Annotated in this window: 19 protein-coding genes; 15 read left to right on the top strand and 4 right to left on the bottom strand. The window is 45.8% G+C overall.

The window, feature by feature from the left end; all coding sequences use genetic code 11:
* Positions 1 to 6: 6 nt before the first annotated feature.
* From AM279_RS12875 to AM279_RS12845, 7 genes are all read left to right on the top strand, one after another.
* Positions 7 to 3,165, top strand: coding sequence for an efflux RND transporter permease subunit (locus AM279_RS12875; protein WP_054408438.1), 3,159 nt, complete (start codon positions 7 to 9; stop codon positions 3,163 to 3,165).
* On the top strand, positions 3,166 to 4,566 hold the full coding sequence (locus tag AM279_RS12870; protein ID WP_054408437.1) for an efflux transporter outer membrane subunit: 1,401 nt from the start codon (positions 3,166 to 3,168) through the stop codon (positions 4,564 to 4,566).
* A gap of 202 nt (positions 4,567 to 4,768) precedes the next feature.
* Entirely contained in the window at positions 4,769 to 5,611 is an 843-nt protein-coding gene (locus tag AM279_RS12865; RefSeq protein WP_054408436.1) for a helix-turn-helix domain-containing protein, read from the top strand.
* 73 nt (positions 5,612 to 5,684) lie between these two features.
* On the top strand, positions 5,685 to 7,724 hold the full coding sequence (locus AM279_RS12860) for a T9SS type B sorting domain-containing protein (protein ID WP_054408435.1): 2,040 nt from the start codon (positions 5,685 to 5,687) through the stop codon (positions 7,722 to 7,724).
* Between the two features lie 93 nt (positions 7,725 to 7,817).
* Positions 7,818 to 8,654 (top strand): T9SS type A sorting domain-containing protein, encoded by an 837-nt coding sequence (locus tag AM279_RS12855; protein WP_054408434.1) that lies wholly within the window; start codon positions 7,818 to 7,820, stop codon positions 8,652 to 8,654.
* 184 nt (positions 8,655 to 8,838) lie between these two features.
* Positions 8,839 to 9,276 (top strand): hypothetical protein, encoded by a 438-nt coding sequence (locus AM279_RS12850; protein WP_054408433.1) that lies wholly within the window; start codon positions 8,839 to 8,841, stop codon positions 9,274 to 9,276.
* A gap of 75 nt (positions 9,277 to 9,351) precedes the next feature.
* Entirely contained in the window at positions 9,352 to 10,401 is a 1,050-nt protein-coding gene (locus AM279_RS12845) for a PA0069 family radical SAM protein (RefSeq protein WP_054408432.1), read from the top strand.
* A 14-nt stretch (positions 10,402 to 10,415) separates the two neighbouring features.
* On the opposite strand, the gene AM279_RS12840 is transcribed toward AM279_RS12845, so the two are convergent.
* The 3 genes from AM279_RS12840 to AM279_RS12830 form a co-directional block, all read right to left on the bottom strand.
* Entirely contained in the window at positions 10,416 to 10,778 is a 363-nt protein-coding gene (locus AM279_RS12840; RefSeq protein WP_054408431.1) for a TfoX/Sxy family protein, read from the bottom strand.
* A gap of 28 nt (positions 10,779 to 10,806) precedes the next feature.
* Positions 10,807 to 11,334, bottom strand: coding sequence for a hypothetical protein (locus AM279_RS12835; RefSeq protein WP_054408430.1), 528 nt, complete (start codon positions 11,332 to 11,334; stop codon positions 10,807 to 10,809).
* 196 nt (positions 11,335 to 11,530) lie between these two features.
* Entirely contained in the window at positions 11,531 to 12,139 is a 609-nt protein-coding gene (locus AM279_RS12830) for a superoxide dismutase (protein WP_054408429.1), read from the bottom strand.
* 238 nt (positions 12,140 to 12,377) lie between these two features.
* Here AM279_RS12830 and AM279_RS12825 point away from each other — a divergent pair, with 238 nt between their 5' ends.
* Positions 12,378 to 13,046, top strand: coding sequence for a hypothetical protein (locus tag AM279_RS12825; RefSeq protein ID WP_054408428.1), 669 nt, complete (start codon positions 12,378 to 12,380; stop codon positions 13,044 to 13,046).
* A gap of 379 nt (positions 13,047 to 13,425) precedes the next feature.
* Here AM279_RS12825 and AM279_RS12820 read toward each other — a convergent pair whose 3' ends face one another.
* Positions 13,426 to 14,112 (bottom strand): hypothetical protein, encoded by a 687-nt coding sequence (locus AM279_RS12820; protein ID WP_143090452.1) that lies wholly within the window; start codon positions 14,110 to 14,112, stop codon positions 13,426 to 13,428.
* A gap of 71 nt (positions 14,113 to 14,183) precedes the next feature.
* On the opposite strand from AM279_RS12820, the gene AM279_RS12815 reads away from it, so the two are divergent.
* The 7 genes from AM279_RS12815 (at position 14,184) to AM279_RS12790 (ending at position 24,774) form a co-directional block, all read left to right on the top strand.
* Positions 14,184 to 17,348 carry a UvrD-helicase domain-containing protein gene (locus AM279_RS12815; RefSeq protein ID WP_054408426.1) on the top strand — a complete coding sequence of 1,055 codons (3,165 nt, stop codon included), beginning with the start codon at positions 14,184 to 14,186 and terminating at the stop codon, positions 17,346 to 17,348.
* A 39-nt stretch (positions 17,349 to 17,387) separates the two neighbouring features.
* Entirely contained in the window at positions 17,388 to 17,759 is a 372-nt protein-coding gene (locus AM279_RS12810; RefSeq protein WP_054408425.1) for a four helix bundle protein, read from the top strand.
* A gap of 99 nt (positions 17,760 to 17,858) precedes the next feature.
* Positions 17,859 to 19,052, top strand: a complete 1,194-nt coding sequence (gene kbl / locus AM279_RS12805; protein WP_054408424.1) for a glycine C-acetyltransferase — start codon at positions 17,859 to 17,861, stop codon at positions 19,050 to 19,052.
* Positions 19,053 to 19,160: 108 nt separating this feature from the next.
* On the top strand, positions 19,161 to 20,552 hold the full coding sequence (locus AM279_RS12800) for an OmpA family protein (RefSeq protein ID WP_054408423.1): 1,392 nt from the start codon (positions 19,161 to 19,163) through the stop codon (positions 20,550 to 20,552).
* Between the two features lie 105 nt (positions 20,553 to 20,657).
* Entirely contained in the window at positions 20,658 to 21,086 is a 429-nt protein-coding gene (locus AM279_RS20815) for a transposase (RefSeq protein ID WP_054410124.1), read from the top strand.
* A gap of 14 nt (positions 21,087 to 21,100) precedes the next feature.
* Positions 21,101 to 21,952, top strand: coding sequence for an IS3 family transposase (locus AM279_RS12795; RefSeq protein WP_054406426.1), 852 nt, complete (start codon positions 21,101 to 21,103; stop codon positions 21,950 to 21,952).
* A gap of 56 nt (positions 21,953 to 22,008) precedes the next feature.
* On the top strand, positions 22,009 to 24,774 hold the full coding sequence (locus tag AM279_RS12790; protein WP_054408422.1) for a PD-(D/E)XK nuclease family protein: 2,766 nt from the start codon (positions 22,009 to 22,011) through the stop codon (positions 24,772 to 24,774).
* The last annotated feature ends 65 nt before the right edge of the window (positions 24,775 to 24,839 follow it).

The following is a 24,839-nucleotide window of genomic DNA, read 5'->3' as shown; positions in this document are numbered from 1 at the left end:
GAAGTAATGCTAAAGACTTTTATAGAAAGGCCGGTACTTAGTACCGTAATTTCGATATTGATAACCATTTTGGGTATACTGGGCCTTACCACACTACCGGTAGAGCAGTATCCTGAAATTGCCCCGCCTACCGTGCAGGTTACGGCTACCTTTACCGGTGCCAATGCCGAAACGGTGCTTAACTCGGTGGTTATACCGCTGGAGGAAGAGATAAACGGTGTAGAGGGCATGACCTACATGACCAGTAGCGCCGCTAACGACGGTTCGGCTAACATAAGCGTGTTTTTTGAGCTTGGTGTTAACCCAGATATTGCTGCGGTAAACGTGCAAAACCGTGTGGCCCGTGCCACGCCTAAGCTTCCGGCGGCGGTTGTGGCTACAGGTGTAACTACCGTAAAGAGCCAAACCAGTGCGCTTATGTTCCTTTCGCTATACTCTAAAAACCCGGAGTATGACGGTACTTATGTGCAAAACTATGCCAAAATTAACCTTGTGCCAAGGCTGCAAAGGGTTAAGGGTGTGGGCCAGGTAAACGTATTTGGTGCCAAAGACTACTCTATGCGTATATGGATAGACCCTGAAAAAATGGCTACCTACCAGCTTACCCCGGCCGATATACAGGCTGCACTAAACGAGCAGAACGTAGAGGCTGCCCCGGGTAAATTTGGCGAAAACGCACAGGGTATTTATGAATATGTAATTAAATACAAAGGCCGCCTTAACAAGGTTCAGGATTATGAGAATATAGTGGTAAAAGCTATAGGCAACGGTAACTTCCTGCACCTTAAAGATGTGGCTAAAGTAGAGCTTGGTGCCTTTAACTATGGCCAGAAGAACTACGGTATGGGCAAAGATGGTGTGGCCATAGGTGTGTTCCAGACATCGGGCTCTAACGCCAACGAGATTATTGAAGAGGTTAACCGTATCCTTGAAGAAATCAAGCCTACCTTCCCTGAAGGTATTGAGTATGTGGTGCCGTTTGATACCAAGATATTCCTTGATGCATCTATAGATAAGGTAATCCATACACTTATTGAAGCCTTTATCCTGGTGTTTATTGTGGTGTTCCTGTTCCTTCAGGATGTAAGGAGTACGCTAATTCCGGCTATAGCCGTTCCGGTGGCTATTATAGGTACGTTCTTCTTCCTTAACCTGTTTGGGTTCTCTATAAACATGCTTACGCTTTTCGCGATGATCCTTGCCATTGGTATTGTGGTCGATGACGCCATTGTGGTGGTGGAGGCCGTGCACGCCAAGCTCGATGAGGGCGAACAGGACCCTAAAAAGGCCACGCTATCTGCCATGAGCGAAATTACAGGTGCTATCGTGTCGATAACCCTGGTTATGGCGGCGGTATTCATACCGGTGTCGTTCCTTAAAGGGCCATCGGGTGTGTTTTACCAGCAGTTTGCCATTACCCTTGCAGTAAGTATTGTAATCTCGGCAGTAAACGCCCTTACGCTTTCGCCTGCACTGTGTGCGCTGTTCCTTAAACCGCACAAAGAACACCACGGCGAGCACAAAAAGAAAAACCTCAAAGACCGTTTCTTTACCGCGTTTAACGCCGGTTTTGATACGATGAACAATAAATATGTAGGCTCTCTTAAAAAGCTGGCAAAACGCAGGTGGATAACCGTTGTGGCGCTGTTGGCGTTCTGTGGGCTTACGTTCTGGCTGTTTACCTCTACGCCTTCAGGGTTTATACCTAACGAAGACCGCGGTATTATAATGGCCGATATTACACTGCCGCCGGGTACAACTTTAGAGAAAACCCAGAAAGCAGTAGACGAGCTTGATGCCATACTTGTGGCCGATTCGCTTGTTGAGGCACGTATGACGGTTGTGGGCTTCTCGCTGCTTAACCGTGTAAACGGTGGCTCTTATGCGTTTGCCATTATAAAGCTTAAAGACTGGGAACACCGTACCGAAAAAGACCAGACGGTAGATGCCGTGGTGGGCAAGCTTTTTGCCAAGACCGCAGGCTTTAAAGATGCCAAGGTGCTGTTCTTTACACCGCCAAGTGTTAACGGTTTTGGTACGGCCGATGGTTTTGAATTTAAAATTCAGGATACCGGCGATGACGACTGGGCTACGGTAAGTAAAGTGAGCAACGAGTTTTTGGGTGAGCTTATGAAGCGCCCTGAAATTCAGTATGCCATTACCAACTTTAACCCGGGCTTCCCACAATACCAAATGGATATTGATATAGAAAGGGCTAAAGATGCAGGTGTATCGGCCACTACTATATTCAACACCATGCAGGGTTACTATGGTGGTTTGTATACTACCGACTTTAACCGTTTTGGTAAGCAATACCGTGTAATGATTCAGGCAGAGGCCAACCAGCGTGCCGATGAAGAGTCTATCAACAAAATATATGTGCGCAACTCAAGCGGGCAAATGGTGGCCATAAGCCAGTTTGTAAGCTTCAAGAAAATTTACGGCCCCGAGGCTGTGGCGCGTTTCAACATGCTTAAGGCCGTTAACGTTAATGGTAAGAGTAATGCAGGCTTTAGTAGCGGCGATGCCATTAAGGCCATTGAAGAGGTGGCGGCACAGCACCTGCCTAAAAGCTATACTTATGAGTTTAGCGGTATGACCCGTGAAGAAATTATTGCGGGTAACCAGGCAGCGGGTGTATTCCTGTTGAGTTTGATATTTGTGTACTTCCTGCTAAGTGCGCAGTATGAAAGTTATATTGTACCGCTATCGGTAATCCTGTCGCTGCCTGTGGGTATTGCGGGTGCCATTGGCTTTGTTAAGCTGGCCGGTATGGAAAACAACATTTATTTCCAGGTGGCGCTTATCATGCTTATAGGGCTACTCGCCAAAAACGCAATCCTTATTGTAGAGTTTGCCATGCAGCGGCGCAAGCACGGCCTGCCACTTGTACAGGCGGCTATAGAGGGTGCACAGGCACGTTTAAGGCCTATCCTTATGACCTCGTTTGCGTTTATCTTTGGCCTTATGCCACTTGCCTTTGCAGGCGGTGTGGGTGCTGTGGGTAACCGCAGTATAGGTATGGGCGCCGTGGGCGGTATGCTTGTGGGTACCGTGTTTGGGGTGTTTGTAATCCCTATCTTGTTTGTAATCTTCCAGGGGCTGCAGGAGCGTTTAAGCGGCAAGCCCACGCAGGAAGCAGAACCTCAAAATACTGAAGCATAAATGAAAAGCATAGTATATAAAATAACGGTACTGGCGGCTGTGGGCTTTATGGCTCAGGGTTGTTTTGTTGCCAAAGACTATAAAAGGCCGGCCGATGTAAAAGCCGAAAACCTGTACCGTACCGAAGTGGCGGCACAGGACAGCGCCTCGCTGGCCGATGTAAGCTGGGATAAAATGTTTACCGACCCTGTGCTGCAACAGCATATTAACAAAGGGCTGCAAAACAATTTTGACGTGCGCACCGCCATGCAAAACATTATAACTGCCGAGGCTTACCTTAAGCAAACCAAGGCGGCTTACTTCCCTACGCTTAGCGGTACGGCAAGCTGGCAGCACCAGCAGCTGGCAAAAAACAGCCAGTTTGGCTCGTTCTTCAGCGGAAGCATAGATACTTACCTGCTAACGGCAAACCTGAGTTGGGAGGCTGATATATGGGGTAAGATACGCAGCAACAAGCGTGCGTATAACGCCAGCTACCTGCAAACCATATCGGCACAGCAGGCCATTAAAACATCGGTTATTGCCAATATTGCCAATATGTATTACCAGCTGCTGGCGCTTGATGAGCAGCTTAAGCTGGCAGAATCTACACTTGAAAACCGTGTGGAAAGCGTAGAGGTTATAAAGGCGCTTAAAGATGCCGGTAACACTAATGAGGTAGGCGTTAAGCAAACCGAGGCACAGCGTTTTGCCACGCAGCTTATAATAGAAGACCTTAAAAACAGCATTATACTGCTTGAAAACAGCATGAGCCTGCTTATGGGCGAAGCGCCACACAAAATTGAGCGCAGCACCCTTGCAGTACAACAGGTTAACCCCGAAATTAAGCTGGGCTACAGTGCATCGTTGCTTAAAAACAGGCCCGATGTTATTGCTGCCGAATATGGCCTTATCAATGCGTTTGAGCTTACCAATGTGGCACGCAGCGCGTTTTACCCGTCGCTTACGGTAACGGGGCAGGGCGGCCTTCAGAGTGTTGACCTTAAAACGTGGTTTAATACCAACTCGCTTTTTGCCAGCGTGCTTACAGGCTTAACACAGCCTATTTTTAACGGCAGGCAGATAAAGAGCAAGTATGAAGCCAGCAAGGCAGCACAGGAACAGGCATACATTGCTTTTGAGCAATCGCTGGTAACGGCAAGCCGCGAGGTGAGCGATGCCCTTGCCAACTACAATAACGAAACCAAAAAGCTTGAAATCCGTACGCAGCAGGTAGACGCCCTTAAAACGGCAGCTGACTATAGCGACGAACTATTAGAGTATGGCCTGGTAAACTACCTTGAGGTGCTTACCGCAAAAGACAATGCACTAAACAGCGAGCTTGACCTTATCAATAATAAATACCTTCAGTATGCTGCCATAGTAGAGCTTTACAGGGCTTTGGGCGGTGGCTGGAAATAGCATAATCCAGAATTCTTTTCTGAATTATTTTAGATTAATTGTTTGTTTTATGTAGGGCCGCCCGGAGCAGGAAACTGAACCGGGCGGTTTTTATTATATTCTAAGTCAAACGCGGCAAATACTAAATTGTATGGGGCATTCAGCGTTTTTAAGTGTTTATTTAGCACCTATAGCTTGAAATGTTTCACTAAAACGTAATAGTATGAACGCCTTACACGTACTACCCGCCCACATAGCGCTGCCCGATGCCGGAAAAGCATTGCTTATAGAACCGCTGGACTACAATAACCCGTATGACTATCACAAGCCGCACCGCCACGATTATTTTGAAATAATCCTTATAAAAAGCGGCACAGGCTCTCAGGTAATAGACTGTAAATCATACACGCTGGGGGCAGGGCAGTTTTATGCGGTATACCCCGGGCAGGTACACCTTATGAACAGGGGCAATGCCAAAGGGCTGCTTATACAATTCCGTAAAGACATTTTCAGGCATATAGCCCCGCTGCACCACTACCACCTGTATTTTAAAGAGCAGGCCTTTAACCTTGACGGTGCTGTGTTTAACCACCTGTATGACCTTACCCTGCACATGGCCGCCCTTATGGATGGAACCGAAAATACCGCCTTTGTAAACCAGCGGCTGTACAGCTATTTGCAGGTAATACTGCTGTCGCTGCCGCAGGTGCACAGTGCGCAGCGGCAACTGGGCAGGCAGGATTTGGTGCTTAATTTTCTCTCATTATTACCACAGCACATATCGCAAAGGAAAAAGGTAACCGACTTCTGTGCCATACTGGGCTGCACGGCTGATAAGCTTAACGATGCCTGCAAGGCGGGGCTGGGCAAAACCGCCCTGAAGCTTATACACGAAGAGCTGATGCTCGAAATTTGCCGCCTTATGCTGCTGGGCACGCTTTCGCTGAAAGAAATAGCCTATGAGCTTAATTTTGACTGCCCGGCCAACTTTAACAACTTTATAAAGGCACACAGCGGCTATACCCCCGGCGGGCTTCAGGCCACTTTACTGGAAATATACAAGTAAACCCGGTTTTTTAATAAATACGCTTCATTTTAAGGGATATAGCTTTGCACTATAACCTATAAACAGAGCGCTTATGAAAAAGATTGTGTATGTTTTTATGCTGCTGCAGGTTGTGGCGGCATTTTCGCAAAAGCAGGCAAATATCTGGTACTTTGGTATTAATGCCGGGCTTGATTTTAACAGCGGTGCACCCGTGCCGCTACTGGATGGCGCACTTACTTCAGATGAAGGTTCGGCGGTAATGGCCGATGAAAACGGCAGCCTGTTGTTTTACACCAATGGCATGACGGTGTGGAATAAAAACCACGAGGTTATGGAAAACGGTACCGGCCTGCTGGGTATGATTACCAGTGCACAGTCGGCCCTTATTGTGCCCAAGCCGGGCTTTGACAACATATACTACATTTTTACAGTGCAGTACCAGGCACAGGGCGGCCTTACCTATTCTGTTGTTGATATGGATGCCAACGGCGGGCTGGGCCGTATTACAGATGACAAAAATGTTGAGCTTGTACCTTTTACATCAGAGCAGCTTACAGGCACTATGCACAGCAACGGTACCGATGTGTGGATTACTACCCACGGCTTTCCGGGGAATGTGTTTTACAGCTTTTTATTAACGGCACAGGGCATAAGCCCGGAGCCCGTAACCAGTGCCTTGGGTTTTTCATTTGAAGCTGAATCGGGCGACAGTATGGGCTGCATGAAAATTTCGCCGGACGGCACAAAACTGGCAACAGCCAATGAGGTTAGCGGCGCACAGCTTTTTGATTTTGATGCCGCCACAGGGCTGGTTAGCAACGGTATTGTGCTTAGCGGCCCGCGCCCCCTTTATTGTGTGGCTTTTTCGCCATCGGGCAATGTGCTGTATATTTCAGACTGGTGGGATGGGGGAATTTTGCAGTTTAACCTCCTGGCAAATAACATACCGGCTTCTGTACAGGTTTTATCTGATGGTGAATTCATGACGGTATGGGGCATGCAACTGGGCCCGGACGGTAAAATTTATTTTGTGGGCCCTGTAAACGACCTTTCGGTAATTAACAACCCCGACATTTTAGGGCCCGGCTGCAACTGGCAACTGGGTGGCGTTTCGCTGGGCGGCAGGTTGCCTTACCTGGGTATGCCCAACTTTATAGAAACCAGTTTTTTACCCTCAATATATGTCGAAAGCCTGTGCCTGGGCAGCGCCACACAATTTACCGCCGGCCCCGGTGCACCGCCGCAAACCGCACAATGGGATTTTGGCGACGGCAACACATCACAACAACCTTCGCCACAGCACACTTATGCGCAGGCCGGCACTTATACGGTTACTGTAACAGCCATGGTTATGGGAGAACTGCGCACTATTAACAAAGAAATTACCATAACCACCCCGCCGGAGTTTACCCTTGCAGGCCCTTTTACAGCCTGTACCACAGCAGGCATAGTGCTGGGCCCCGATACCTTTACTTTTAATGCGGCTGAAGCAAGCTATTTGTGGGAGTTTAACGGCCAGCCGGTGGGTAATACCGCCACATTGCTGCCGGAGGGCTTTGGCACTTATTCTTTAACGGTTACGCTAAACGGCTGTAGCACTACACAAAGTACAACGGTAACAGAGCAAACCATAGCGGCTACATTTTTTGAAGGGTGTGAGGCAAATGGCTATACACTAAGTGCTGCGCCGCAGGATGGCTCTTTTAACGCTGCCACGGCAACCTATAGATGGCAAATGCCCGGTGGGTTTACAGCGCAGGGGCCACAGTTGGTAACGGCTGAAACCGGCGATTACATACTTACTATTACCTCGGCAGAGGGCTGTGTATTAACGTATACGTATGTAGTGGCTGATGTATTTTGTGGGGAGCCACTTATCCCGAAAGGGGTATCGCCAAACGGAGATGGAAAAAACGATGCTTTTGACCTTAGCCTGCACAATGTGTCGCAGCTTAATATTTATAACCGTTATGGGCTGGAGGTGTATGCCCACGCCAATTATACAACCCAGTGGTATGGCCAGACTAATAACGGCAGCATACTGCCCGATGGTACTTACTACTATCGTATATTAAAGCATGACGGCAGTAACGTAACCGGATGGGTATATGTAAACCGTAATAGCAAATAGCCATAAAGGAAATATACAACTTTAACCTGTTTTTTTATAACTGCCATTATAAGATGCCAATGTAGTTTTACAACAACAAAAAAAATAGATACCATGAAAAAAATTGCACTAACCCTTGTTCTTTTGGCTTTTCGCCAAATGGCCTCAGCACAGCAGTGCCCTCCTGTGGCACTGCCGTATGAGGTTGATGCTGAAGCAGCCACCGCTCCTGTACTGCCTGATTGTGTATTCAGCTCTAATGTTACATTTGCCTCGCAGGAGGTGTTTGAAACCCTGGCCGGGCCTATACCCGGTTTTGACGGTAATGTTTTGGCGTTTAATACTATTATTAATACTGAGTTTGGCATGGATCCTTCTGCATCGGTAGGGTCAAGCTTATACTTACGCCCGCTGTTGCTTACCCAGGGGGTTTCTTATACCATTTCTTACAGGTATGGCAACAGCAACCCTGATTTTACCATAAGCAGCCTTAACGTTTACCTTGTTGCGCAGGACCAGACATCTGTAACGCTTGCCACCCAGGATTCCATAACAGGTGCTACCACTACTGATTTTACATCGCAGCCTTTTACGGTAAGTGCATCGGGGGCGTATACCATTATGTTTGACGCCTGGAGCACAGGTTCGCAGGGGCTTTTTTACCTTGACGATATTGTTGTTGCTGAAGCCGGTGCTATGGGCCTGCCCAATCAGGCTGGTGCAAACAGCCTGGGCGCCTGGCCCAACCCGGTGACCGACGTTGTAACGGTAACCGCAGGTGCTGAACCCTTTACCGGGGCGTTGGCGCTGTATAGCCTTACCGGGCAAAAGCTGCTGGAACAGCAACCGGGTAACGGAACGCTTAATATGCAGGGGCTTGCCGCGGGTGTATATGTACTGAGTGCCGAAGCGGCTGGCCGCAGGCAAACACTCAGGATTGTAAAAGAGTGATTTAGGTTTTTATAGGTAAGGTTCCGCCCGGGTTGTGTACCAGCCCGGGCGGTTTGTTTTGTGATATTTTAGTAATGTTTAACCCTTCTGTAATATGTTTAATAACAGTTTTGGCAAAATATTATAAGTTGTAACACCCTGTAAACAGTAACTTTGTAGTATCACCTAACGCTATGAATGAGAGATGGACAAAGATGGAAAAATACTGCTGGTGGAAACCGACGAACAGGTATGCGGCGAACTGAATGAACTGCTTGCCGGACTGAATATACCCAATGAAGTGGAATGTTTTACTGATGCTGCCAAGGCTTCGGGATACTTAAATATGCATTATAATGAAGTGTTTTTAGTGTTGCAAAATGCAGCATCACCGGGATTGCAGCTGCCCGATAGCCGCAACATGGTGTACATGCATGAAAAATTTAATATATCCGAAGTGGCTTATGTTTTCCTGATACACCCAAAAGCGCTTAAAGGCAAACCCGCACACACTTTTGTACACTGTTACTACCGCACAATGGATACCCAAAACCTGAAAAGGGTATTTACCGATATTATTAATTACTGGAAAGACCAGGTTTTTAGCCCGCTACAGGTGCGCACAGGGTTCAGTCCAAATTAATGTTGATAATTTTCAATTTCAATATAAGATTATTTTCTAATAATCTGTAATTTGGTTGCCTAAATTAAGGCAGCTATGAAAAAAGAAATCAAAGGCCAGGGCGCTGTACAAAACATTCACAACCATTTTTTAAAGCACCGTTACGAAAAATCCATTTATGATGATGATTTTGAAGAGGTAACGGCCAAAACCGAAATACTGGAGGTTTTTCCTAAAAGTATTGTCAACCCTGTAAAGAGCCCTGATTTGCACATGGCCTACAGTATGAATCCGTATCAAGGCTGTGAGCACGGCTGTGCCTATTGCTTTGCCCGGCCCACACACGAGTACTGGGGCTATAGTGCGGGGGTTGACTTTGAGCGGAAAATCCTCGTCAAGAAAAACGCGCCCGAGCTGCTGGAGCAATTCTTTAAAAAGCGCGGATACAAGCCCGAGCCCATACTTATGAGTGGCAATACCGACTGCTACCAGCCCATTGAGCGCAAGCTGCAAATTACCCGCCGTATGCTGCAGGTGTGCCTGGATTATCGTCACCCGGTAGACATCCTTACCAAGAACGCGCTTGTAACCCGCGACCTTGATATTTTAAAGCCCATGGCAGAGAAAAACCTGGTTTCGGTATCGCTTAGTATACCTACTATAAATGAAACGCTCAGGAGGCAGCTGGAGCCGCGTACGTCGTCGGTCAATACTAAATTACAGGCGCTGGAAACCCTGAGCCGGGCCGGGATACCTACTAACGTTATGGTGGCGCCTATTATACCCGGGCTAAACAGTATGGAGATACTCAATATCCTTAAAGTTATAAGCGAAAAAGGCGCGCACAGCTTTGGCTATACCCTGGTGCGCCTTAACGATACCGTTGAGCCGGTGTTTGTTGACTGGCTGGAGGAGCATTACCCCGATCGTAAAGAAAAGGTGCTGCACCACATAGCCAGTATGCACGGGGGCAAGCTGGGCGAAAAGAGCGTGGCAAAGCGCCGGAAAGGGGAGGGAAATATTGCTGAGATGATTCACACCACCTTTAGAGTAGGGCGGCAAAAGTATTTTGCTGATAAAGGGATGATGCCGCTTAATTGCGATTTGTTTGACGGTACAAAGGGTGAGCAGTTGCGGTTGTTTTAGAAAAAGCTGCTTAGTTACTTAGCTTTTTTAGAAGCCTTTGCAAGCGGGTTGTAGTCCAGGCACAGTTGCAGCCAGTGGTTTAAATCGCGCGTGCTGGCAAAGGCAGCGGCTTCTACATATATGTAGCCTTTCATGCTTTTGCCGGTAAAGTCCATTGGGGTAATGCCGTCCTGCTTCAGGGCTTCTTCGCTTGCTTGGGGGGAGAGGCGGCACATGAGGCGGTCTTCTTTGGTGTCTTTGTCGATTTTGCAGGCACACAGCATTTTGTCGTCTACCATAAAGCAAATACCGCCAAACATGGCTTTCTCATAAAAATCGGCTCCTTTTTGCTGTAGTATTTCGCGGATGCGCTGTATAGTGGCTTCGGTGTAGGGCATTTTTGTATTAAGTATCAGGTATTAAGTATTAAGATGTTGGGTGTTGTAGTGTTGTCTTTTTCCTGATAAAGATAATAATCTGTAAGATAACGCCAACGCTAAATATGAGAATGCTAACCGACCAGATTATGGCATAAACCGAAGCAGTGCTGAGCCATTTTTGCTGTATGCTTACATCCTGCAAATAGTAAGGTGCTTTTTTGCCAATGGGTGTAGTAGTATAAAGCCCTGCCTTTTTTATTTCAAGGTCGCCAAATGAATTGTATACGGTGCTGTTTGTAGTAATTGTTGTTGTACTATACAGTATATGTGGTTGTTGCGGGGGTGCAACGGTATAGGCCGTGTTGCCGTTTTTGTCTTTTAGCTCAAAACCTTTGGCAAGGTGGGGTGCGGCGGTAGTAAAAACGGTGTATTCGCCAGCTTTGATATAGGTTTCGTTTTGGGTTAGGGGTATAATTGAGGCTTCATATTTGGATGCTGCCCTGTAGTTTAGGAAACATATTATGGCGCCGGCCAGTAGCCCGGTAAGCAGCAGGATGGTGCTTAGTTTTTTCATGAGAGGAAGGGTTGTGGTTTGCAGGTAAATATACAGAAAAGGAGTTTGGAAGTTTTAAGGCTATAGTTGTTTTATGGCAAAAGCAATGGAGATTCTTCGACTCCGTTGCGCTGCGCTCAGAATGACACGGATTCTTGAAACCAATAAAAAAACGGGCACCTTTCGGCACCCGTTCTTATGTTTGTTTGTGGAAATCTTATTTCTCGTTGGCATAACGGCGGGCAACTTCTTCCCAGCTAACCACGTTCCAGAATGCCTCAATATAATCAGGCCTGCGGTTTTGGTAGTGCAGGTAGTACGCGTGTTCCCACACGTCAAGGCCAAGTATTGGCGTACCGCCACAGCCTATTTCAGGCATTAGGGGGTTATCCTGGTTTGCTGTAGAGCAAATTTCAAGCTTGCCGCCCGGGTGCACGCAAAGCCATGCCCAGCCAGAGCCGAAACGTGTTGCAGCTGCCTTGGCAAATTTAGCCTTAAACTCTTCAAAAGAGCCAAAAGCCTTGTCTATAGCCTCTTCAAGCTCGCCTGTAGGCTCGCCTCCGCCTTTTGGCGAAAGTATGGTCCAGAACAGGTTGTGGTTGTAAAAACCACCACCGTTGTTGCGCACCGCAGCATTGCTAAGGTCAAGGTTAAGCAGTATGTTTTCGATGGTTTTGCCGGCAAGGTCGGTACCTTCTATGGCTGCATTAAGGTTTGTAGTATAGGCATTGTGGTGCTTAGTATGGTGTATTTCCATGGTTTTAGCATCAAAATGCGGTTCAAGGGCGTCGTATGCGTAAGGAAGTTTTGGTAATTCAAATGCCATTTTTATCCTGTTTAGGTGGTTAATAATAAATTTGAAGACCAAATTTACAGATTTTACTGATTGGTGCCGATAAGATTTTGTTATAATTTGAAGTAAGAAATGCTAATTTGGTGGTTGTGAGGAGAAGCTGCTGAGTTACTGAGCTGCTGAGTTACTGAGTTTTTTAGGCAATGAATGGCAGCATGGGTAGGTTCGAAATGGCTTCATAAAATTACTATCTTGCAGCAAAAACAATTATATGCGCCTCCTCAGCTTTATCCTCCTGTGTGTTTTTGTGGTTTGCAGTTCGTGTGCACGCAAGGCCATAGGCCTGTCTTATGATGTGCCGGAGCTTACTCTCCTTACAATAGGCCCGCAGGTTGTTATGCAAACTGATGATGATGTTACGTACAGGACGTATACCTTTAAAGATTTTCCGTTAACGTTTATGTTTTCAGACAGTACAACGTCGGTTATTTCTTATGGTGCGGGTTATCAAAAACCACTTTCGGATATTTTTATAACTCCAAAAATGGCGGTAAAAAATGCCCGTATGCTTAACGGTAATTATGTGTGGAACCTTGAGCAGTTTAAGTATGAGCAGGGGCGCAGCATTATAGATACGGCTTATGCTATTACGTTTGGCAACAGGCGGTATGTTTATTGCAGTTTTGATAAGCACCAGCTGTCAACCCTGCCCCATGAGGCGCGTGTATGCTACCTTATTGATATTACAGACCCAAACGCTGTAAAGGCCGTTGCTTTTCCGGATGTTTTAGATGTTGATGACAGGGAGCATGATTTCTTTCCTGAGAACGGGCATTTGTGTATACGTTTTGATTATTACAGCAGCCTGAAACCGAAGAAAAGCGAGGTGAGCCAGGCGGTTTTAACGCAGGATGAGGGAAATGAGTGGGTAATACGGTAGGTATTTGCCGACCCTGAAGGGGTCGCGTGTATTAGCCCGGGGCAACGCCCGGTATATTGAACGGGAATGTTTTTCACGTCCCCCCGGATTTCATCCGGGGCTAATGCACGCGACCCTTTCAGGGTAGGAGGATGCATTTGTGAAGAAAGGGCTTACAAACCCATCCCGCCCTACGTCCCGATAGCTATCGGGACCTGCATGGGAGGGGAATGCCACTCATGCCCTTTATAAGCTGCTGAGCCGCTGAGTGAGATCGCTTCGTCGTTCCTCCTCGCGATGACGGAGCGTGAAGAAAGGAACCTGAAGAAAGCAATGTAAAAAATCCACGTTATCACCCTGAGCCTGCCGAAGGGTACGTTTCCTATCTTGAAAGCGTGGTCTAATTTTTTACATACAGGGTCGTTTTGCCTGTCTGCGGTGCCAGGTGGGCAATCCCGCCGCGCAAGCCTACAAATATGCTGTTTTCATTTTCTATCAGTAGCGAGTTGGGGTAGAGGGTTTCCCAAAAGCTTCTTTCGTTATATTCTGCTTTCCAGTTGTTTATTATGGTAAAATCGCCAAAGGTGGCAATGTATATTCTGTTATTTACTATTTCACACGCTTCTGGTGCGCCGGGTAATTCAAATACTTTTTCATAGCTAAATGCATTGCCGGAATATTTTAGTTCATAAATAGCACCATCATTAAGTATCCCATGAGCCAAGCCCTCTATAAAATAGACTTTGCCGTTTAGTTCAAAAATCAGAAAGATGTTGCCCTTTTTTATCAGGGTTTCTTTTCCCGATGCTTTAAAAATCAGCTTTCCGCCCCATTCACCATGGTCACTGCCTGTAAGCAGGCCGTTATTAAAAGCAAGTTGCGTATCATCTTTTAGTGGCGTTTTAAATGTTTTTATGGTGTCGTTTTCTAATCGTATAGAAAAATCATCGCCATAGTTCATCTGCCTGAGTTCCTCTGAATTTTCTTTTGGGATTTCTTTTCTTACATACCCTTTTGGTAATGTGAACGATGATTGTGCCATTGCCGATAATGACAGCAATAAAATAAAGGAGAGTATTGTTTTCATGTTGAGAGTGAGATTTTTACAAAGTTAAAAAACATTCTTACAACCAACCCGCCTTTCACTACATTTGTAGTATGCCACACACCGCTTTTTCTATTTATAATGCATCTGCCGGCAGCGGCAAGACCTACACGCTGGTTAAGGAATACCTGCGCCTGCTGCTTACCGCCAATACTGATGATGCCTACCGCCGCATACTGGCCATTACCTTTACCAACAAGGCCGTTGAGGAAATGAAGCGCCGTATTGTGGAAAACCTGAGCGACTTTGCAAAGGACGATACCAGCGACCGTGGGCTGCAACTGATGAAAGTAATTGGCGGGGAAACAGGACTGAGCATTGCCACAATTCGCGATAAGGCCAAGGCTATTATTAAGAATATTATACACAACTATGCAGCGTTTGATATTAGCACCATAGACCGCTTTACGCACAAGGTAATACGGGCTTTTGCGCACGATTTGAACCTTTCGGTAAGCTTTGACGTGTCGCTGGAAACCGACCTGCTGCTACAGGAGGCCGTTGATGCCATTATTGCCAAGGCGGGCGACGACCCGGTACTGACTTCGCTGCTTGTGGATTTTTCACTGGATAAGACCGATAATGATAAAAGCTGGGATGTAACCCACGAACTGTTTGAAACCGGAAGGCTGCTGGTAGACGAAAACAACCGTAACGAGCTGGCGCAGTTTGAGAACAAGACCATTGCCGATTTCCTCTTCATAAAGGAAAAGCTGAAGCAGACCATTGATGCCCTGGAGCACGAGAGCATCCAGTTGGCGAACGATATGTTTGCGCTGCTTGATGAGCATGGGGTAGACCACAAGTCGTTCAGCCGGGGTACGTTTACCAACCACTTGGGGTACATCCGTGACAACGAGCTGAAGCCTACCCACAAGAAATATTTTGAAACTGACGATATCCAGGTCAATAAAACCGCCAAAGACCGCGATATCATTGAAAACCTTGCGCCAAAACTGATTGGTACTTTAGGCGCGGTGTATAAAAACTACGAGAAGAAAAACTTTTATGCGGCATTCCTGAAGAACATTACGCCGCTCTCGCTGCTCAACAGTATAGGGCAGGAGCTGAAACGCATTCAGGACGAGCAGAATGTACTCTCGATATCAGAGTTTAATGCCATCATACACCGGGAGATACAAAACCAGCCCGCACCGTTTATCTACGAGCGCCTGGGCGAACGCTACCGCCACTTTTTTATAGATGAGTTTCAGGATACCAGCCACATGCAGTGGCACAACCTGGTGCCGCTGATTGATAACGCCCTTGCGGGGGAAGACCTGCACGCCGGGCCGGGCACGCTAATGCTGGTGGGCGACCCCAAGCAAAGTATTTACCGCTGGCGCGGGGGCCGGGCAGAGCAGTTTATTGAGTTGGGGAAGGATAGCTTTAACCCGTTCTCTAACCCCGATAAGAAAACCCTGGTACTGGGCACCAACTATCGCAGTTTTGCTGAGGTTATTACCTTTAATAACAGCTTTTTTACCTTTCTGGCAGGCGAGTTTGAGCATGAGGATTATGCCGCCATGTATGCCGCCAGCGCACAGGATACCAACCCCAAGTCAGGCGGGTATGTAAACATTAGCTTTATAAGCCCCCCAACCCCCGAAGGGGGAGAAAATGCTGGTGATGACGTATTGGATGAAGAGGTAAGTAAGGATGATTTGTACCTTGAGGCTACACTGGCAACTATTGAAAAGGTGCTGGCGCAGGGCTTTGAGCTGAAGGATATTGTACTGCTTACGCGGAAACGCCAGCCGGGCATACTATTAGCAACCTACCTTACCGAAAAGGGCATTAAGATATTATCGTCTGAAACACTGCTGATAGACAGCGCTACCGAAGTAAAGCTGATACTCAACCTGCTGCGCTATCTTAAAAGTAACGACAACCGCGAAGCCAAGACGCACTTTTTGTATTTTGCGGCGGGTACGCAAACGGCCCTGCCCACGCATGATTTTATTGCCGCCGGTATGGAGCAGCAAGATGAGGAGGCCTTGGAGCAATGGCTCGGCCAGCACGGCATACACATATCGTTTAAGGGGTGCCGGAAGAAGTCGCTTTACGAAGCCGTGGAGAGCATTATAGACGCTTTTATTAAGGACAGGGCCAACCAGAGCTATGTGCAGTACTTCCTTGACCTGGTGCTGGAGCGCGATATGCGCACCCAAAGCGGTATTGCCGACTTTTTGGATTACTGGGACAAGAACGGCCAGAAATTCAGCATACCCTCACCCGAGGGGGAGAACGCCGTGCGCATTATGACTATACATAAGAGTAAAGGGCTTGAGTTCCCGGTGGTTATCTTTCCGTTTGCCGAGGAAGACTACAGCCGTTCGCGCCGCGACAAGCTGTGGCTGGAGCTGGATGATACCACGTTTGAATTCCAGAAAGCGCTGATAGACAGCAGCAGTTCGGTTACACAATATGGCGATAAGGCTAAGGAACTGTATGAAACCAAGGCACAAGAGGCCCTGCTGGACAACATTAACATACTCTATGTGGCGCTTACCCGTGCCGAGGAGCAGCTGTACATTATTTCGAACCGCAATTTTACTTCGCGGGGCGAACTCACCAATAATATGTCGAGCTATTTTATAAAATTCCTGATGCATAAAAATGTGTTCAGCGAATCGGTTGCAGAATATGCTTTTGGAAATGTGATTTCAAAGTCCAAAAGTGAAAAATTAGCCCCAAAACCGAATATTATACAGGTTGTGAAGGAGCGTTTTAATCCCCGCAGGGTAAAAATTGCCCAACGCGAGAGTTTGATGTGGGGAAATGCTCAGGCTCAGGCGATTGAGTTTGGTAACGTGGTGCATGAGGTGCTGTCGTTCGTAAAAACGGAGAGCGACATCCCGCTGGCGCTCATGAAGGCCATAGAACAGGGGCTCATTACCCACCCGCAGATGGAACAGATGGAAAGTACTCTGAAACAGGTGGTTACGCATCCTGACCTTGCCGTGTTTTTTGAGGAAGGCAACGCTATCTATAACGAACAGAGCATTATAGCGCCCAATATGCCCAACATTAAGCCCGATAGGGTAGCCATACGCAACGGGCAGGCCTATCTGCTTGATTATAAGACCGGTGCGCACAAAGAAGCGTATGAAAAACAGCTTAATGGCTATGCTTTTGCACTTAGGGAGATGGGTTTAACGGTGGCTAAGAAGACCATAGTTTACATAAGTGAGGGGATTGAAATCGTCAATTTTTAGTCGCAGTCGCAGTCACAGTCTACAGAAGCTACACTCATTATGGACTTTAGAGAATTAATAGCATACCAAAAAGCCTTTGAACTATCGATGGAGATATTTCAATTGTCAAAGTCATTTCCTATAGAGGAGAAATATTCGTTGACTGACCAAATCAGGCGCTCATCCCGCAGTACCTGCGCTAACATTGCTGAAGCTTACAGGAAAAGGAGGTATATAAATCACTTTATTAGCAAGTTAACTGATAGCGATGCTGAAAATTCTGAGACAAATGTTTGGTTGGAATTTGCCCTAAAATGTGGATATTTGTCCTATGATCATTATCAGGTCTTGAATGAAAAAACAGTTGAAATAGGCAGAATTATAAATTATATGATAAATAATCCTCAAAAATTCGGATGTTTGCCTGGTTAAATTCAATAAACAACAACAAACTAATATAAACTTCGCATCGCATTTTTGCGTAGCCTTGGCACTGAAAACTGTGACTGCGACTGAAAACTTTATTAAACCATGTACGGAAAAATAAAAGAACACTTAGCCGCTGAACTTGAGGCTATTAAAAACAACGGCCTATACAAAAAGGAACGCATCATTGCCTCTCCGCAGGATGCTGAAATCACGCTTACTACCGGCGAGAAAGTACTTAACTTCTGCGCTAACAACTACTTAGGGCTGTCATCGCACCCGGAGGTGATTCAGGCTGCTAAGCAAGCCCTTGATACCCACGGATTTGGTATGTCATCAGTACGCTTTATATGTGGTACCCAGGACATTCATAAAGACCTTGAGGCCGCTGTGGCTAAGTTCTACGGTACCGAAGACACCATATTGTATGCCGCTGCTTTTGATGCTAATGGTGGTGTGTTTGAGCCACTTTTGGGTGATGAAGATGCTATTATCTCAGACAGCCTTAACCACGCCAGTATTATAGACGGCGTTCGCCTGTGCAAGGCCGCACGCTACCGCTATGAAAACAGTAACATGGAAGATCTTGAGGCTCAGCTTATAAAGGCTAACGAAGCCGGCCACAGGTTCAAAATTATTGTAACCGATGGCGTTTTCAGTATGGATGGCCTTGTAGCCCCGCTTGACAAAATATGCGACCTGGCCGATAAATATGATGCCCTTGTAATGGTAGACGAGTGCCACGCAGCAGGCTTTATAGGCGCTACCGGCAAAGGAACCCTTGAGGCTAAGGGTGTTATGGGCCGTGTAGATATTATAACCGGTACGTTTGGTAAGGCTCTTGGCGGCGCTATGGGCGGTTATACTACCGGTAAAAAAGAGATAATCGAGATATTAAGGCAGCGTTCAAGGCCGTATTTGTTTAGTAATTCGCTGGCACCAAGTATTGTAGGTGCTTCCATAAAAGTGTTTGAACTTCTTGAGAAAGATACCACCCTTCGCGATAAGCTGGAATGGAATACCAACTACTTTAAAGAAGGTATGAAAGCCGCAGGCTTTGATATTATAGATGGAGACAGCGCCATAGTGCCTGTAATGCTGTATGATGCAAAGCTGAGCCAAAACATGGCAGATGAGCTGCTTAAGCGCGGTATTTATGTTATAGGCTTCTTTTTCCCGGTTGTGCCTAAAGAAAAAGCAAGAATAAGAGTACAGCTTTCGGCGGCCCACAGTAAGGAAAATCTTGATAAAGCAATCGCCGCATTTACCGAAGTTGGCAAACTGTTAAGTGTGATTTAACTATAATTTGTGGTAAACTGTAAGTTAAATTGTATTAAAACGTTTTGTTGTGTTAGTTTAACAGGGTAATTTTGTCTCATATAACCTAATTTAAATTAAACAAAAAGTATGAGACATCTTAACAAACTATTCGTTGGGGCGCTACTGCTTGCGGGATTACACGCACAGGCGCAGGACGAAGACAACCCATGGGCCATAGGCTTTGGTGTCAATGCAGTATCAACACGTTTTGGCGCAGCATCAGAATTTGGAGACCAGTTTAGCGGTTTCTTTAAAACAGATGAGTACTGGAATGTGCTACCTTCAGTATCTTACCTAAGTGTTTCAAGGCACGTAGGCGATGGTTTTACTTTTGGCATTACAGGATCTGTAAACAAAATTGATAAATTGGTAAGCCGTGTACCGGGCACTCAGGACTATATAGTTACAGATCCGGGAGACGTTACTTACTATGGTGTAGACGGTACTATTAAGTATGGTTTCCTTCAAAAAAGCTGGTTTAACCCGTTTGTTCACGTAGGTGGTGGTTACACCTGGATAGATGAGCAGGGCAACGGTACTGTAAACGGTGGTATAGGTGTTAACTTCTGGTTTTCAGAAAACGTGGGCCTAACGCTACAGTCTACCTACAAACATACATTTGAAGACCAGGCAGAAGCTAATGTGCCACGCCACATACAGCACTTTGCGGGCCTTACTTTTAAGTTTGGCGGTAAAGATACTGATGGCGACGGTATTTATGACAAAGACGATGCCTGCCCTAACGAACCGGGCCTAAAACAGTTCCAGGGTTGTCCTGATACTGATGGCGACGGTATTCCTGATAAGGATGATGCTTGTCCGCAAGAGGCTGGCCTGCAGGAGTTCCAGGGTTGTCCTGATAAAGATGGCGATGGTATTCCTGATAAAGACGACGCTTGTCCTGATGTAGCCGGTCCTAAGAGCCTTAACGGCTGTCCTGATAAAGACGGCGACGGCATAGCTGATAAAGATGATAAATGTCCGGATGTTGCCGGCCCTAAAGAAAACGGTGGCTGCCCATGGCCAGACAGGGATAAAGACGGTGTTCTTGATAAAGATGACCTATGTCCTGATGTTCCGGGTACTAAAGCTAACCGCGGTTGTCCTGAAGTAACCGAAGAGGTTGTTAAGAAACTGAATGAGTATGCTAAAACCATCCTGTTTAACAGTGGTAAAGCTACCTTTAAAGACGAAACAATGCCGGTACTTAACTCAATGCTTGCTATCTTTAAAGAATATCCACAGGCAAGGTTTAGCATAGAAGGCCACACTGATAGCGATGGTAGCAACGCGCTTAACCAAACACTATCTGAAAACAGGGCTGCTGCTGTTAAAACATTCCTTGTTACTAACGGTATTAAAGAAGACAGGCTTGAGTCTGTAGGATTTGGTGAAACCAAGCCAATTGCATCTAACAAAAATGCAAAAGGTAAAGCCCAAAACCGCAGGGTAGAAATTAAGCTTATCAAAACTGAGTAATCAGTTATAAGATAAATAGTAAGAACGCCCCCGATTATTCGGGGGCGTTTTTTATTTTTACGCTTGTCCCGTCCTGAAATATCGATACACAAAAAAAGTATCAAAATGGAAGGACAAAACAATTATGTAAGGCGTACCCAAAAAGATTACACTTTAAGTTTAAAGATTCAAATTGTAAAAGAGATTGAATCGGGTGAGCTTTCAACTTATGCCGCGCAAAGAAAATATGGCATCCAGGCTCGTTCAACAGTTGTAAATTGGCTTAGGAAATATGGTAACTTTGATTGGGAGAATCAAACACCATCGAATATGCCAAAGACACCTGAACAACGTATTATGGAACTTGAGGCCAAAGTAAAGCTTTTAGAAAAGCAGAAAGCCCAGCTTGAAAGTCAAAACCATATATCCGATTCTAAAGCTATTATTTTTGATATGATGATAGACTTAGCGGAAAAGGAATATAATATTGACATCAGAAAAAACTTACCACCCGGACAATCCAATCCTTCAGTAAAAAAAGGCAGGAAAGCTTAAGCTTCAGCTGTGGTTTGTTCGGGATAGACAGGCAGGTTTATTATCGAAGTGTTAAACGTGTCAAGCTTCGCAGGAGCCTGGCGGAACAGGTTGTAGGACTTGTAAAGGAACAGCGCATAGCCCAACCCCGGCTTGGTACACGCAAATTGTATCATATACTTAATAATAAGCTTAAAGATTTAAAAGTAGGAAGGGATAAGTTCTTTAGTATTTTAAAAGCAAATCATTTACTGATAAAGCCTAAAAGGAGTTATCATGTCACTACATGGTCACACCATCGTTTTAGAAAGCATCCTAACCTGATTAAAGAACTTGATATTACTAAACCGGAGCAGGTGTGGGTATCCGACATTACATACATCGGGAAACGGGATAAACCTTGTTATTTAAGCTTAATAACAGATGCTTATTCTAAAAAGATAATGGGATATGATGTGTCTGATTCCCTGAGCACACAAGGCAGTATTAATGCTCTAAAAATGGCTCATAAGAACAGGATGTTTAAGGCTGAATCATTAATACATCATTCAGACAGGGGAATACAATATTGTTCGGATGAGTATCAATATTTATTAAAAAAATGTAACTTGAAATGTAGTATGACTCAAAACTCAGATCCTTATGAAAATGCAGTAGCGGAAAGGGTAAATGGAATATTAAAACAGGAGTTTATGATTGACGCTTACCATCTTGAATTATCATTAATGAAAAAGCTGGTAGCGGAGGTTATAAATAAGTATAATCAAATCAGGCCACATTGGTCAAATTATATGCTGACTCCAAACAAAATGCACCTGCAAAGCAGTATCAAAATGAAAACCTATAAAACAAAAAACAGAAGTAACCCGAAAGCTACTTCTGTCTAAAAAAATGTATTTTTACTATTATTAATCCTGTATCGTTATTTTAGGACTAGTCAGCTATGCAAACATTTCTTGATAAGCTTAGTGCCGAGATTATCCAAAGCCACGGCAACAACCTCAATGCCATAACAATAGTATTGCCCAACAAGCGGGCCCGCATCTTTTTGCTCGAAGCCCTTAAGCGGCAGCTTAACGGTACTGTGTTTGCGCCAACTATTATTTCTATTGAAGATTTTGTGCAGGATGTAGCCGGAATACGCAGTATAGATAGCATAGAGCTCTTGTTTGAGTTTTATGAGATTTACCTTGTGCTTACGCCAAAAGACAAGCAGCAGAATTTTGAAACCTTTGCCAACTGGGGCAAAACCCTTTTAGGCGACTTTAACGAGATTGACCGCTACCTGCTGGAGCCCGATAAAGTATTGAAATACCTTGAAAACATTCAGGAAATAGAACACTGGGCGGTAGATGTAGACAAGCGCACCAGCATGATTGCCAGCTACCTCGAGTTCTGGAAACAGCTGCCGTCTTACTACCACACGCTGTATAATCATTTACTTGATAAAGGCACCGGCTACCAGGGACTTATATACCGCGAGGCAGTTAAAAACATAGACCATTTTAGCGAAGCCTTTAAAGGGCACCTGATTTTCGGCGGTTTTAATGCGCTGAGTGCTGCTGAGGAGAAGATAATCCAGCACCTTATGATGAATGGTCAGGCCAATATTTACTGGGATATTGACTACACCTTCCTTAACGACCATTATCATGATGCGGGGCTGTTTATACGCCGTTTTAAGAAGGACTGGAAACAATATGCCGGTAACGAATTTAAATGGATTACAAACGATTTTAGCACACCAAAGGACATACGTATCATTGGTACACCTAAAACCGTAGGACAGGCCAAAATTGCAGGCGAAATTATAGAGCAGATACAAAACTCCGGGCAAAGCCTTGACAAGACAGCATTGGTATTGGGCGAGGAAAGCCTGCTCATACCCATGCTGTACAGCCTTCCGGCCAATGTGGGCAGCCTTAACATAACCATGGGCTATAGTAGCCGTAACAACCCCGCGCAGGTGCTGGTGCAAAAGCTGTTTAAGCTGCATACCAATGCACTTGCCCGCAGCGAAAAAAGCTACACACTCTACTACCGCGAAGTGCTTGATGTGCTTACGCATCCGCTGGTAGAACCCTACATTGGTGCTGACTACCTGATAAACAGTATAAACCGTAACAACATAACGTTCCTGTCGCTCAGTAAGTTGTTTGAAATACAGGGCAGGGCTTCAGATTTCTTTAAGCTGCTTTTTGAACGTTGGGACGAAAATGTGGGCAATGTACTGCAACGCCTCAGCGATATCATGCTGGTTTTAAAGTCGTACCTCAGTACTGATGATGAAGAAGATAAGATTGCAAAGGCATTTTTGTACTCCATCTTTAAAGTCATTAATAAGCTTATCAATTACCAAGATAAACATGAGCAGATAAACAATCTTGCCGTGCTGCACAGCATTTACAAGCAGGTTATTGACCTTGCTGAGGTGTCGTTTGAAGGCGAACCCCTTAGCGGCCTGCAGGTTATGGGCGTGCTGGAAAGCCGTGTGCTCGACTTTGAAAACGTGATTATTACCAGTATGAACGAGGGTAAATTCCCTGCCGGGAAAACCCAGAATTCGTTCATTCCGTATGATGTAAAACGTGAGCTGGGACTGCCTACTTATAAAGAGAAAGATGCCATTTACAGCTACCACTTTTACCACCTGCTGCTGCGTGCAAAGAATGTGTACCTGCTGTATAATACCGAAAGCGAGGGCCTTGATGCCGGTGAGCGCAGCCGTTTCTTAACCCAATTGGAAATTGAACGCCAGCCCAACCACAACCTGGTCAGTACTATTTATAATGCCAGCCTTCCGCCCAGGGCGTATGAGCCCATGCACGTGCCCAAAACCGAATCTGTTATGACCAGGTTGCACGAAATAGCTACGGGCAAAGGTTTTTCACCATCTGCGCTAACCGGTTATTTGCGCAATCCCATACAGTTTTACTATCAGCGGATACTGCGCATAAGCGAGGTAGATGAGGTTGAGGAGAGCATTGCCCTCAACACGCTGGGGACCATCATTCACGGTGCTTTAGAAGAGCTTTACAAGCCCACCATAGGCCGTTTCCTTACCCTGCACGATCTTGATACAATGGCTACCCTTGCCGATGATGAGGTTATGCGCCAGTTTGTAACGGTGTATAAAGAGGGCGAAATTAAAAAAGGCCGTAACCTGCTGGCTTTTGAAGTAGCCAAGCGTAACGTGCATAATTTTTTAAAGCTTGAGAGGCAGGGGCTAACCGATGGCGATGCTGTTAAAATACTGGCTTTAGAACATAAATTTGAACGCTTGCTACAACACCCTGATTTGCCTTACCCGGTGCTTATTGCCGGTAATATTGACCGTATTGAAGAGCGCAACGGCCGCATCAGGATAACCGATTACAAAACCGGAAAGGTAGAAAAGCGCAATGTATCGCTTAAAACATGGGAGGGCTTAACCCAGGGTATCAAAAACGACAAGATAATACAGCTATTGTGCTATGCCTTTATGTATGAACCCCTGGCGAATGGAATGGAGATTGAAGCCGGTATTATCTCGTTTAAGAACATGAAAGCCGGGTTTATGGGCTTTACGTTTGCCGATGCTTATGATAAGTCAATCCCGGTAACAGATACTATAACGGCCGAAACCTTGACTTCTTTTACAGCGCAGCTGGTAAGCCTGATTAATGAAATACTAAACCCTGAAATAGCCTTTGAAGAAGAAATGGCTTAGGGAAAACAGGATAAAAATAAAAGGCCTCCACACTACGGTGCGGAGGCCTTTACTATTAAAACGGA

Source organism: Flavobacterium akiainvivens, from assembly GCF_001278115.1.
In the GTDB taxonomy this organism is placed as follows: domain Bacteria; phylum Bacteroidota; class Bacteroidia; order Flavobacteriales; family Flavobacteriaceae; genus Flavobacterium; species Flavobacterium akiainvivens.
Note: the sequence above shows the minus strand (reverse complement) of the source record. Positions and strands in the feature narration are given on the sequence as shown.

Bases quoted from the DNA above. Each gene is read 5' to 3' on its own strand.
- AM279_RS12870 (WP_054408437.1), top strand. From the start codon at position 3,166: ATGAAAAGCATAGTATATAAAATAACGGTACTGGCGGCTGTGGGCTTT.
- AM279_RS12865 (WP_054408436.1), top strand. From the start codon at position 4,769: ATGAACGCCTTACACGTACTACCCGCCCACATAGCGCTGCCCGATGCC.
- AM279_RS20815 (WP_054410124.1), top strand. From the start codon at position 20,658: ATGGAAGGACAAAACAATTATGTAAGGCGTACCCAAAAAGATTACACT.
- AM279_RS12800 (WP_054408423.1), top strand. From the start codon at position 19,161: ATGAGACATCTTAACAAACTATTCGTTGGGGCGCTACTGCTTGCGGGA.
- AM279_RS12810 (WP_054408425.1), top strand. From the start codon at position 17,388: ATGGACTTTAGAGAATTAATAGCATACCAAAAAGCCTTTGAACTATCG.
- AM279_RS12845 (WP_054408432.1), top strand. From the start codon at position 9,352: ATGAAAAAAGAAATCAAAGGCCAGGGCGCTGTACAAAACATTCACAAC.
- AM279_RS12855 (WP_054408434.1), top strand. From the start codon at position 7,818: ATGAAAAAAATTGCACTAACCCTTGTTCTTTTGGCTTTTCGCCAAATG.
- AM279_RS12850 (WP_054408433.1), top strand. From the start codon at position 8,839: ATGGACAAAGATGGAAAAATACTGCTGGTGGAAACCGACGAACAGGTA.
- AM279_RS12875 (WP_054408438.1), top strand. From the start codon at position 7: ATGCTAAAGACTTTTATAGAAAGGCCGGTACTTAGTACCGTAATTTCG.
- AM279_RS12830 (WP_054408429.1), bottom strand. From the start codon at position 12,139: ATGGCATTTGAATTACCAAAACTTCCTTACGCATACGACGCCCTTGAA.
- AM279_RS12820 (WP_143090452.1), bottom strand. From the start codon at position 14,112: ATGAAAACAATACTCTCCTTTATTTTATTGCTGTCATTATCGGCAATG.
- AM279_RS12835 (WP_054408430.1), bottom strand. From the start codon at position 11,334: ATGAAAAAACTAAGCACCATCCTGCTGCTTACCGGGCTACTGGCCGGC.
- AM279_RS12815 (WP_054408426.1), top strand. From the start codon at position 14,184: ATGCCACACACCGCTTTTTCTATTTATAATGCATCTGCCGGCAGCGGC.
- AM279_RS12790 (WP_054408422.1), top strand. From the start codon at position 22,009: ATGCAAACATTTCTTGATAAGCTTAGTGCCGAGATTATCCAAAGCCAC.
- AM279_RS12860 (WP_054408435.1), top strand. From the start codon at position 5,685: ATGAAAAAGATTGTGTATGTTTTTATGCTGCTGCAGGTTGTGGCGGCA.
- AM279_RS12825 (WP_054408428.1), top strand. From the start codon at position 12,378: ATGCGCCTCCTCAGCTTTATCCTCCTGTGTGTTTTTGTGGTTTGCAGT.
- kbl (WP_054408424.1), top strand. From the start codon at position 17,859: ATGTACGGAAAAATAAAAGAACACTTAGCCGCTGAACTTGAGGCTATT.
- AM279_RS12840 (WP_054408431.1), bottom strand. From the start codon at position 10,778: ATGCCCTACACCGAAGCCACTATACAGCGCATCCGCGAAATACTACAG.